Origin of the sequence: Paraconexibacter sp. (genome assembly GCF_041602235.1) — a bacterium.
GTDB lineage: Bacteria > Actinomycetota > Thermoleophilia > Solirubrobacterales > Solirubrobacteraceae > Paraconexibacter.
The window spans coordinates 1-10,916 of sequence record NZ_JBFIGP010000111.1; the positions used below are offsets into that span (position 1 = coordinate 1).

Below are 10,916 nucleotides of genomic sequence, written 5' to 3' on the forward strand. Positions count from 1 at the left end.
CGGCGTCACGCGGCGGGGCCAGCGACGCCAGCCACATCGCCGCGGTGGTGCCGCTGACGATCGACGGGCTGGGCCCGCTGGGCGGCGAGGCGCATGCGCCCGGGGAGTACGTGCTGACAGCGTCGCTCCGCAGTCGCGCGGAGGTCGCGCTGGCCGCCGCCGACGCGGTGCTGACCGCCTGAGCCGGACCGGACGGACCGCCCGCCGACGGGCGGGAGCCGGGACGGAGCCCGCTGGGAGGGGAGCCGGAGCGGAGCCCGCTAGGACGGGCGCTCGGTACGCAGGGCCCCGCTCGGGCAGCGCGCGACGACCTCGGTCACCACGTCCGGCGCCGCGTTCGCGGGCTGGATCCAGGGGCGGGCCTTCGTGTCGAAGACCTCGGGCAGCCCGCGCACGCACTCCGCGGCGTGCCGGCACAGGGTGCCGTCGAACGTGACGACGATGCCGTCGCCGCTGTAGCGCTTCCGGGTGTTCTCGCCGCTCATGGTCCCGACCTCTCGTCCGCAAGTGGGCGCACTGGCGATGGTCGCCCGCGCAGGAGAAGCCTAGACCATGGTCTGACCGGTTCCCTGATCGTTCGAACGGCCACGAATATCGGCAGCGGGCGTAACGGCGACGGCGGGATTCTGTACCCTTCCCCGAGTCGTACAACAGAACCAGCCGAACCTCCTGCGCACGGATGCGGGGGGACGGGGGACCCAGTGACCGGAACATCCGGTCGGGGGCGAATCCAGGGAGGTCCCTGGTAGCGCAGCATCAGCGCGAGCCCGACAGCTAACCCCGTAGGCGTCGAATGCAAAGGGGTTCGCCCGTCGTGCCGCAGGTTTGCCGCCGTACCATCAGTGGTGTCGTAACCGCCGTGATCATCGCGCTCGCGAGCGCGGTGGCCGCTGCTCCGGCCGCCCAGGCCGCCACCGCCAAGTCCTCCGCCAAGAAGTCCGCCAAGAAGACGCGGAAGCTCGGCGATCGCGCCCTCCGCAAGGGTTCGCGGGGCTCCGACGTCCGCACGCTGCAGAAGCTGCTGGTGAAGGTCGGCATCAAGACCAAGGTCGACGGCGTGTTCGGCTCCGGCACCAAGTCGGCCGTGCGGAAGTTCCAGCGCGCCGCGCGCCTGGAGCCCAGCGGGACCGTCGGCAAGGTCACGGTCCGCAAGCTGCGCCAGGCGACGACGGGCGGCGGCGCGACCCTCGCCGCCGGCGGCTACAACGCCGACGGCAACCCGCGCAGCCACTCCCTCGGTGACCGCATCCCGGTGAAGCGCGGCATGCGCGGGCACGACATCAAGGTGCTGCAGGACTTCCTGACCAAGAGCGGCTTCCGGACCAAGGTCGACGGGACCTTCGGGAGCGGCACCCTGAAGGCCGTCAACCGCTTCGAGTCGGCCAACGGGCTCGAGGCCGACGGCGTCGTCGACGCGAACGACATCGACGTCCTGCGGGGCCAGGTCGCCGCCGGCGCCGACGCCCCCTCCGCCGCCAAGCCGCTCCAGCTCGCCCCCGGCGATCGCGCGAAGGTCGGCAAGGACGGTCTGGCCATCGCCCCGGCGAACGCGCCCGACGAGGTCAAGGCGATCATCGCCGCCGGCAACAAGATCGCCCACAAGCCGTACATCTACGGCGGTGGCCACGGCAAGTGGGAGGACAAGGGCTACGACTGCTCCGGCTCCGTGAGCTACGCGCTCCACGGTGCGGGCCTGCTGAAGAGCTCGATGCCGTCCGGCGGCTTCACGAAGTGGGGCGCGGCCGGTCCCGGCAAGTGGGTCACGATCTACGCCAACTCGGGCCACATGTACATGGTCGTCGCGGGGCTGCGCTTCGACACGAGCGGCATGAAGCAGGACGACGGCTCACGCTGGCACGCGTCCAGCCGGCCCACCAAGGGCTACAAGGTCCGTCACCCCAAGGGCCTGTAGGACCGCGGTACGGGAGGGTCGGACGCGGGTAGCCTCGGCAGAGGCGTGCCCGACCCCGATCTCACCGTGCTCTACGACGCGGACTGCGGCTTCTGCCGCTGGAGCGTCGCCTGGCTGCTGCGCCACGCCCGCGACGGCGCGGTCGCGGCGCTCGCCATCCAGTCCTCCGAGGGCCGTGCGGTCCTGCATGCCGCAGGCGTCCCGCCGGACCGCGCGCTCCGGAGCGCGCACGCGATCCCCGCGGGTGCCGAGCCGGGAGCGCTGCGCAGCGGCGGCGACGCCGGCCCGATGGTCGCCGCGGTGCTCCGTGGGCCGCTGGGCCGTGCGGCCGCGATGGTGATCCGGGCGGCACCCGCTCCGCTGCGTCGTGCCGGGTACTCCCAGCTCGCCGCACACAGGGTCGCCGCGGGCCGGCTGGTGTCCGCGAGACGGCGCGCCGCCGCGGACGCCGTGCTGGCCCGCCACGGCCGGTAGCCTGCGCCGCCAGATGACGAGCGCGTGCGCGATCCCGGGTTCCTTGGCGGCTGCGTCGGGAGCCCCGGCGTGACCTACCGAGAGGAGGATCTGCCGCCCGGCAGCGTCCCGCGGAGCCCGGACGAGGAGCTGCTGCGGGCCGAGCTCCCCACCGTCGTCACACGGCGTACCGACGAGGAGCGCCTCGACCTCGTCCACGAGGAGCTCGAGACCGGCTTCCGCGCGCTCCACGTCGTGCGCCGCGCGGTCTCCATGTTCGGCTCGGCGCGCACCCCGGAGGACCACCCCGAGTACCGGTTGGCCCGCGAGGTCGCCCGCCGGCTCGGCGAGCAGGGGCACACGATCATCACCGGGGGCGGGCCGGGCGTCATGGAGGCCGGCAATCGCGGGGCCCAGGACGCCGGTGCGCTGTCGGTCGGGCTCAACATCGTGCTGCCGTTCGAGCAGGCGCCCAACCCCTACCAGGACATCGCGCTCACCTTCAACTACTTCTTCACGCGCAAGGTGATGTTCGTGCGGTTCGCGAGCGCGTTCGTCGTGTTCCCCGGCGGGTTCGGGACCCTCGACGAGCTGTTCGAGTCGCTCGTGCTGATCCAGACCGACAAGATGGGGCGCTTTCCCGTGCTGCTGGTGGGGTCGGACTACTGGTCGGGACTCGTCGACTGGCTCGAGGAACAGGTGGCCGGGGGCGCCTTCGTCTCGATCGAGGACATGTCGCTGTTCCGCGTCACCGACGACATCGACGAGATCGTCGACGTCGTGGGCCGCGCGTGCGCGGATCAGTGGGGAAGGACCACGGGCTCCGAGTAGCGCTCGCGCAGCGCGTCGACGTAGGAGCTGAGCCGGTCCGCGAGGGCCGGGTGCCGGAACTCCAGCATGTTCTCCGCGTTGCGCTCGCCGGATCGCGAGAGGTTGAACGAGCCGACGAAGACCACGTCGTCGGCGACCGTGACCTTCGCGTGCATGAAGTCGTGGATGGTGGCCCGGCCCCACGGCGTCGATCGCTTGCCGGTGAAGTCGCCGTCCCGGAGGACCCGCGCGAGCAGCGGCATCTTCCAGGCCGAGCGGTCGTTGGCCGCCCACTGGTCGTGGACGTGCCGCATCTGGGTGGCGTCGCAGATCCCGGCGACGTCGACCCGCTGCTCGGCGGTGACCTCGGCCAGCGTGCCCAGGACCGGGCCGGCGGTGAGCACCGGCGAGGCGATCCGCACACGGCGATCCGCGCGGCCGATGGCGGTCGCGATGCGGTGGGAGAGCTGCTCGCCGCGGCCGGGGCAGAACCAGGGGCGCACGGTGTTCCCCTCGCCGTCGAGCGGGACGGCATCGGTCGCGCCCGCCCCGGTTCCCTCCAGGCGGCCCCGGGTCCAGAGCTCCTCGAAGTTCTCGGCGTAGGCCACCGCGAGCGCGGCGTTGCTGACCGTCAGGATCACGTTCTCCTGGTGCGTCCACGAGTCCTGCGACCAGTTCGTGCTCCCGCACCACAGCGCCTGGTGGTCCCGCACGACGTACTTGTGGTGCATGAGGTCGTCCTCCCCGGGGATCGCGCGCAGCCCGACCTGCAGGTCGGCGAGGAGCTCCGGCCGGGTCGCCGGGGGCGGGCTGACGAGGTCCCGGTGCGCGCCCGAAGGGTCGTTGTAGGCGATGCGCACGGTGACGCCACGGGAGCGGGCATCGCGCAGCGACGCCGCGACCGCGTCGCCGACCGGCCCCGGCAGACGCACCGAGTAGAGCGCGATGTCGAGCGACTCCCGCGCGGCGCCGAGGACCGCGATCAGCTCCGCGGCGACGTCCTCGGCGCGCTGTCCGTCCTCGGTGAGCGTGCGGAGATGAACAGGGGCCGGCGCGCGGGTCACGGGACGACCGTAGCCGCAGACCGCCGAGCGCCGGCGCACGAGGCTGCGCGATCGATGCGTGGCCGGTCGGCGATGATGTCCGCGCATGGCCGAGCCGCTGCGCATATCACCCACGGTCGCGATCCCCCTCGAGGAGGTCGTCGTGCGCGTGAGCCGGTCCTCGGGGCCCGGCGGGCAGCACGCCAACGTCACCGCATCCCGGGTCGAGGTCAGCTTCGACGTCCGGGCCTCGACGGCACTCACGCCCGCGCAGGCAGAGCGCATCGCGGCGCGCTGCGGGCCGGTCGTGCGCGCCGTGGCGCAGGACGCCCGGAGTCAGACCCGCAACCGCCAGTTGGCGCTGGAGCGCCTGCAGGGGCGACTCGCGGCCGCGCTCCACGTCCAGCGGTCGCGCACCCCGACGCGTCCGACCCGCGCGTCGAAGCGTCGTCGGCTCGACGCCAAGGCCCGTCGCGGGCAGATCAAGCGTGGGCGGGGCCGTCCCGGCACCGACGATTGACTCCGGCCCGTGCGGGCGCGAACGTGGACAGATGTCGTGCTTGTCTTAACCGGGGATCAATGATGGTGTTGGCGGCATCGTGGTGAGGAGGAGATGACGCACCCAGGAGGCGACGGGCACCCCGCGCTCGGCCATGGCGATCGACACGTCGCGCTGGCGGCGGTCGCCGCGGACCTGGCCCGGGTCGGCCTCGACCCGACCGAGGTGCTCGACGTCCTCGTCCAGCGCAGCGCGGACCTGTTCGGCGACCTGTGCCTGGCCCGCATGGTCAGCGACGACGGCGGGCAGGTGCAGACCCGCGCGTGGGCCCACGCCGACCCCGACGTCGCGCAGGGGCTCGAGGACCTCGTGGGCCATCGGGTGCAGCCCAGCGACGAAGGCGCGATCAGCGACGTCCTGCGGACCCGCGAGCCGCTCATCCTGCTCGACGCGAGCACGGCGACGTGCTCCGGGGCCCTCGCCGACTACCGGAAGGCGCGCGGGATGGCCTCGGTGATCCTCGCCCCCTTGCGAAGCCGCGGCCGGGTCCTGGGCGCGGTTCACCTCTCACGCGACCGCGGTCGCGCCCCCTACACGCCGCAGGACTGCGAGATCTTCCTGGACCTCGTCGAGCGTGCAGGCCTCACGTACGACAACGCGCGCCTGTATCGCAAGCTGGAGCACCGCGGTCTCGTGCTCGACCAGGTCGACGCGGCCGTCGTCGCCCTCGACGGCCAAGGTCGCATCACGGCCTGGAACCCCGCTGCGGAGCGCTACTTCGGGTACGCCCGCGAGGAGATCCTCGGGCGACGCGGCTACCCCCTGATCTCGGCCTCGGTCCCCGACGAGCAGTGGGCCGCCGCCGTCCGGGAGGCCTACGCGATGGGCTGGGAGGGGGAGTGGCGGATGCGCCGGGCCGACGGCACCACGTTCCCGGCGTGGGCGCGCGTCACGCAGACCCATGACGACGCCGGTGACGTCACCGGCGTCGTGGCCGTGTTCACCGACCTCACCTCCGAACGCCAGGCGCAGCAGCTGCTCGAGCGCCGCGCCCTGCAGCACGAGGCGGTCGCGAAACTCGGGGAACGGGCCCTCGAAGGCGGTGACCCGCAGGCGCTGAAGGCCCGCGCCGTCGAGGCCGCGGCTCGTACGCTGCACGGCCACGCGTCCCTGCTGGAGCTCACCGAGGACGGCAGCGCCCTCGAGGTCCGGCGCGCGGTCGGCTTCGACGAGGATCCGACCGGCACCGTCGTCTCCGCCGAGCCGTCCGGCTCGCTCGCCGGGTACGCGCTGAGCGTCGGGCGCGGCGTGCTGAGCGACCAGCTCCACGCGGACCCGCGGTTCACCGTCGAGACGCACCTGCGGGTCGACGGGTCGGGTGGCGGGATGGCGGCCCTCGTCCAGGGCCGGGAACGCGTCCACGGGGTGCTCGCCGTCGTCTCGCCGCACGACGAGCACTTCGGTGAGGCCGATCTGCGTTTCCTGCAGTCGCTGGCCAACGTGCTGGCCGACGCCCTGGACCGCTGGCTCGCGGAGCAGGAGCAGGTCCGCCGCGCCCTTCACGACCCGCTCACGGGGCTGCCCAACCGGACACTGGTCCTCGATCGCATCGAGCAGGCGCTGAGCCGCATCGACCGCTCCGGCGAGCCGATGGCCGTGATCTTCCTGGACATCGACCACTTCAAGGTCATCAACGACGGGCTGGGCCACGGCGCCGGGGACGAGCTGCTGACGCTGTTCGCTCCCCGGCTGCGGGGCGCCGTACGACCGTCGGACACCGTCGGGCGGTTCGGGGGCGACGAGTTCGTCGTGGTCTGCGAGAACGTCGCCGGCGAGGCGATGGCGCGCCAGCTCGCCCAGCGGGTCGCCGACGCCTGCGCGGAGCCGTTTCGCATCGCCGGGCTGGAGCACCACGTCGCGGTGAGCGTCGGTGTGGTCGTCTGTGACCACGCGTGTCGCAGCGCGGACGAGCTCCTCCGTGACGCCGATGCCGCGATGTACCGGGCGAAGGAGCGCGGACGGGGGCGGGTCGAGCTGTTCGACCTCGGCATGCGGGCACGGGCCGTCGAGCGGGTGCAGATCGAGCGTGACCTCCGGTCGGCGATCGAGCACGGTGAGCTCCGCCTCGTCTTCCAGCCCATCGTCGACCTGCGCAGCGGGCGGGTCTGCCGTGTGGAGGCGCTGGTCCGCTGGGACCATCCGGACCGCGGAGTCCTCCAGCCGTCGCAGTTCTTGCACGTCGCCGAGGAGGCCGGGCTGGCGGTCGCGCTGGGGCAGCGCGTCCTGGAGTTGGCGTGCGGCGAGGCGGCGACATGGCATCGCGCCGCGGTCGGACGGCCGCTGCCGGTCCACGTGAACCTCGCCGAGCAGCAGCTGACCGGGATCGGCGCCCACCTCGCCGACACCGTGGCCCAGGTCCTGGCCACCGCCGGGATCGGTGCGGAGCAGCTCGTCCTCGAGATCACCGAGACGGCGCTGCTCGAGCGCGCATCCGCGGTCCGCGCGGCGCTGACCCCGCTCGTGGACATCGGTGTGCGCTTCTATCTCGACGACTTCGGCACCGGGTACTCGTCGCTGGGCCACCTGAGCAGCTTCCCGATCGCCGGGCTGAAGATCGACCGCTCGTTCACGGCAGGTCTGGGCCTGGGCGGTGACAAGACCGCGATCGTGACGGCCATCCTGAGGATGGCGGAGGTGCTGGAGATCGACGCGGTCGCCGAAGGGGTCGAGCGCACCGATCAGCTGCTGGCGATCCGTCGCCTGGGAGGCACCCTCGCCCAGGGCTACCTGCTCGCGGCGCCGATGGATGCCTACGAGCTGCGCAGGCTGCTCGCGGGTGGCCCGATCCTCGAGCCGCGCGTCGGTGCCTGACCGTCAGCGCACCACGCGGGCGGCCACGAGCAGCTTCCGACGGCGCGCGACCACGGCGCGACCCGGCGTGGCGCCGTAGCCGTCGCGCTCGATCTGCCGCAGGATCTCGCGGTACATGGCGGCGGCAGCAGCGACCGCGCGCCGTCCCCGTCTGAGGTGCGACAGCCCGCTCAAGCCCTGGTCGTAGTAGGCGTCGGCACGGGAGATCTGGTCCCGCAGCAGCGCGGCGCGGCGACCTGGGGCAGGCGTCCCGAACCGGCTCACGGCCTCGGCGGGCACGTACCGTCGCCCGGCGCGTGCATCCTCGTCGAGGTCGCGGAGGATGTTCGTGCGCTGCATCGCGATGCCGAGGGCCACCGCGGTCGCCCTCGCCCGCTCGGGGTCACCCGCGGTCCCGAGCAGGGAGCACATGAGCAGACCCACGGTGCCGGCGACGCGGTAGCAGTAGCGGTCGAGCTCCTCCTCGGTCTGCGGGCGGTGACCGGCGAGATCGTCGCGCATCCCGGCACAGAAATCCCGTACCGCCTCGCGCGGGAGGCCGTACCGCAGGTCGAGGGCGTACAGGACCCGCGTCTCCGGGCTGCACGGTCGCGCGCCGTCGGCCCACGCCTCGACCGCCCCCAGCCGCTCGTCGGCGTCCGGCATGGCGTGGTCGACGAGGTCGTCGAGCGTGCGGAGGACGAGGTAGAGCAGGTGGACGTCGTCGCGGACGTCCCGGGGGAGCAGTCGGCAGGCGAGCGCGAACGTCCGTCCCGACCGGCGCGTGGTCTGACGTGCGTAGGCGCGCAGGGCGCTCCGGCGGTCAGGCGCGAGCAGCAACGCGACCTCCCGCGCCCGTCGTCCTGGTGTCCTCGCCGACGAGTCCGGCCGTGACCTGTGCCCCGAGCAGGACGCCGGGGATGCCCGCGCCCGGGTGGGTGCCGCCGCCGACGCGGTACAGGCCGCGCGCCCGGCGGTCGCGGTTCGCGGGGCGCAGCGCCGCGCTCTGCTGCAGGGTCGGCTCCAGGGCGAAGGCGTTGCCGTCGCGGGCGCCGAAGCGCTCGCGGAAGTCGGCCGGCGTCATGCGGTGCTCCTCGACGATGCTGGCGCCCAGGCCGTCCAGCGAGAACGAGCGCTCCAGGTCCTCCACGAGCCAGTCCCGGACCCGGTCGCCCACGACGTCCCAATCGGTCCCGGACCGCAGGTTCGGCACCGGGAGGAGCACGCAGATCGAGTCGCCGCCGTCGGTCGCCATCCCGGGCTCGGTGCGGTTGGGGACGTGGAGGTAGGTCGAGGACGTCGACGGCAGCCGCCCGTCCCGGGTCACGTCACGGATGAACCGCCGGTAGCCGTCCCCCACGAGCAGCGTGTGGTGCGCCAGACGCGGGAACGGACGGTCGGTGCCGAGGTACAGGAGGAAGCAGGACATCGTCGGGCGCAGCGGGCGACGGCTCACCTGCGAGGGACGTCCCCCGACCAGCACGCTCGGCCCGTCGAGCACGTCGCCGTTGGAGATGACGACGTCGGCAGCGATGTGACGGCCGCCGCGCGTTCGCACCCCGGTCACCTTCCCGGCGGCGGTCTCGACGTGCTCGACGCCGTCGCCGTAGCGCACGTCGAGCGCCCCGGCCATCGCCTGCACCAGCGCGTACACGCCGCCCTCCGCGTACCAGACCCCGTCCAGGAACTGCAGGTAGACCAGCGCGCCGTAGATCGCCGGCACGCGGAAGGGGTCGCCGCCGATGAACAGCGAGTGGAAGCTGAAGGCCTCTCGAACGTGGGGCTCGGAGAAGAACCGCGCGGTCTGCGCCCAGAGCGGCAACGCGGCGCCGAGTCGCACCATGGTGGGTGTGAACGCCGCGAGGTCCCGGAGTCGTGAGAACTCCCGGCGGCCGGCTCCCAGGATCCCCTGCTCGTAGATCGGGCGCAGGGCCTCCAGGTACGCGGGGAACCGCGCGGCGTCCCGGGGCGACAGGCGGGCGATCTGCTCCTGCATGGCCTCGCGGTCCCGGACGAACTGCAGCCGCGCACCGTCGGCCCAGTGCAGGTCGTAGAACGGGTCGAGTTCTCGGAGGGTGACCTCGCGGTGGAGGTCCAGACCGCCCGCCGCGAAGGTCTCCTCCAGGACCCAGGGCATCGTGATCAGCGACGGACCCGTGTCCCAGGTGAAGCCCCCCGAGCGGATCTGGGCGGCGCGGCCCCCCGGGGTCTCGCGCTGCTCCACCACGATGACGTCGTGGCCCTCGCCCTGGAGGCGCAGCGCGACCGCGAGCCCTCCGAGGCCGGCCCCGACGACCACGACACGGCTCACGCCAGGTGCTCCGTGCCGAGGTCCGACGTGCTCGCCGCACCCACCGCCCACGTCGCGACGCGAAGCTGCTCCAGCAGGGTCTCGACGGCGGCGCCGGCCTCGTCCTGCGTCGCAGCGATCAGCAGCGGGCGCGCGACGCCGGCCGCGACCGCGCCCAGGGCCAGGCACTTGGCGGCGTCCACGCCGTCGCGCAGCCCCCCACTCGCCACGATCGGCAACTCGGGAGCGATGCGGACCGCGTCGCACAGCGCACGCGCGGTCGGGACGCCCCAGTCGGCGAACGCCGCCGCCACGGCCCCGGCCCTCGCGTCACGCCGCCCCTCGATGACGGCCCAGTTCGTGCCCCCTGATCCGGCCACGTCGATCGCGGCCACGCCCGCGTCCCGCAGCAGGGCGACGTCCTGCGGGTCGAGCCCGAACCCGACCTCCTTGACCACCACGGGAAGGGGGCGTAGCGCGGCAACGAGCCGCGCGATGGCGTCGGCCACGCCCGCGAACTCGGGCTGGCCCTCGGGCTGCACCGCCTCCTGCACGGGGTTGAGGTGGATGGACAGCGCGTCCGCGCCGAGGAGGTCCACGAGCCGGCGGGCGCGATCGGCCGCGTCCCGGCGTCGGACCTGCGCAGCACCGAGGTTCGCGATGAGCAGCGGGGGGCGCGGGTGGCCGGCACGGACGTAGGTCGACAGCAGGTCGGGGTCGTCGAGCAGCGGCCTGCCCGAGCCCAGGGTGAGCGCGATCCCGTGATCGGCCGCCGCTCGCATGAGACGCGCGTTGAGGGTCTCCGCCTGGCCGGTCCCGCCCGTCATCGCCGACACCACCAGGGGTCCCCGCACGGGACGTCCGAGCAGGTCGCAGCCCAGGCGGACGTCGGCGAGGTCCCGCTCCGGCAGCGCGCGATGTCGCAGGCGCACCCGATCGAGGCCAGTCCCGGACAGGTGCTCGACGCCGGGCTGCGCGGCGATGCGCACGTGGTCGGTCTTGCGCTCGGCGGCGCTGGGGTCGGGTGCGGTGGTCGACGGCGTCGGATGCAGCATGCAC

At 73.4% G+C, this 10,916-nt stretch carries 10 protein-coding genes, 1 pseudogene and 1 riboswitch; of the genes and pseudogenes, 6 read left to right on the forward strand and 5 right to left on the reverse strand.

All coding sequences use genetic code 11. From position 1 onward, the window contains the following. Positions 1 to 182 (forward strand): annotated as a pseudogene (locus ABYE80_RS10630) (peptidase dimerization protein); the annotation flags it as partial. 78 nt (positions 183 to 260) lie between these two features. Here ABYE80_RS10630 and ABYE80_RS10635 read toward each other — a convergent pair. Next, entirely contained in the window at positions 261 to 485 is a 225-nt protein-coding gene (locus tag ABYE80_RS10635; protein ID WP_372790251.1) for a (4Fe-4S)-binding protein, read from the reverse strand. Positions 486 to 648: 163 nt separating this feature from the next. Further along, positions 649 to 806: riboswitch (cyclic di-AMP (ydaO/yuaA leader) on the forward strand. Positions 807 to 859: 53 nt separating this feature from the next. Between ABYE80_RS10635 and ABYE80_RS10640 the strand changes: the two genes are divergently transcribed. From ABYE80_RS10640 to ABYE80_RS10650, 3 genes are all read left to right on the forward strand, one after another. After that, positions 860 to 1,912, forward strand: coding sequence for a peptidoglycan-binding protein (locus tag ABYE80_RS10640; protein WP_372790252.1), 1,053 nt, complete (start codon positions 860 to 862; stop codon positions 1,910 to 1,912). Positions 1,913 to 1,957: 45 nt separating this feature from the next. Continuing rightward, complete coding sequence (locus tag ABYE80_RS10645; protein ID WP_372790253.1) at positions 1,958 to 2,386, forward strand: thiol-disulfide oxidoreductase DCC family protein; 429 nt, start codon at positions 1,958 to 1,960, stop codon at positions 2,384 to 2,386. A gap of 69 nt (positions 2,387 to 2,455) precedes the next feature. Continuing rightward, on the forward strand, positions 2,456 to 3,196 hold the full coding sequence (locus ABYE80_RS10650; protein ID WP_372790254.1) for a TIGR00730 family Rossman fold protein: 741 nt from the start codon (positions 2,456 to 2,458) through the stop codon (positions 3,194 to 3,196). Here the strand turns inward: ABYE80_RS10650 and ABYE80_RS10655 are convergent. Beyond that, positions 3,166 to 4,239 (reverse strand): phosphatidylserine/phosphatidylglycerophosphate/cardiolipin synthase family protein, encoded by a 1,074-nt coding sequence (locus ABYE80_RS10655; RefSeq protein WP_372790255.1) that lies wholly within the window; start codon positions 4,237 to 4,239, stop codon positions 3,166 to 3,168. The two genes, ABYE80_RS10650 and ABYE80_RS10655, sit on opposite strands and share 31 nt — an antisense overlap. Positions 4,240 to 4,324: 85 nt before the next feature. On the opposite strand from ABYE80_RS10655, the gene arfB reads away from it, so the two are divergent. Together arfB and ABYE80_RS10665 are read left to right on the forward strand one after the other, a co-directional pair. Beyond that, positions 4,325 to 4,738, forward strand: a complete 414-nt coding sequence (gene arfB, locus ABYE80_RS10660) for an alternative ribosome rescue aminoacyl-tRNA hydrolase ArfB (RefSeq protein ID WP_372790256.1) — start codon at positions 4,325 to 4,327, stop codon at positions 4,736 to 4,738. Between the two features lie 93 nt (positions 4,739 to 4,831). Then, positions 4,832 to 7,588, forward strand: coding sequence for an EAL domain-containing protein (locus ABYE80_RS10665; RefSeq protein ID WP_372790257.1), 2,757 nt, complete (start codon positions 4,832 to 4,834; stop codon positions 7,586 to 7,588). 3 nt (positions 7,589 to 7,591) lie between these two features. On the opposite strand, the gene ABYE80_RS10670 is transcribed toward ABYE80_RS10665, so the two are convergent. From ABYE80_RS10670 to fni, 3 genes are all read right to left on the reverse strand, one after another. Then, positions 7,592 to 8,407, reverse strand: coding sequence for a phytoene/squalene synthase family protein (locus tag ABYE80_RS10670; protein ID WP_372790258.1), 816 nt, complete (start codon positions 8,405 to 8,407; stop codon positions 7,592 to 7,594). Further along, positions 8,391 to 9,878 carry a phytoene desaturase family protein gene (gene crtI / locus ABYE80_RS10675; protein WP_372790259.1) on the reverse strand — a complete coding sequence of 496 codons (1,488 nt, stop codon included), beginning with the start codon at positions 9,876 to 9,878 and terminating at the stop codon, positions 8,391 to 8,393. The genes ABYE80_RS10670 and crtI overlap by 17 nt, the downstream gene beginning before the upstream one ends. Beyond that, the coding region (gene fni / locus ABYE80_RS10680; RefSeq protein ID WP_372790260.1) for a type 2 isopentenyl-diphosphate Delta-isomerase at positions 9,875 to 10,916 on the reverse strand (1,042 nt) is incomplete at its 5' end. The genes fni and crtI, both read right to left, overlap by 4 nt.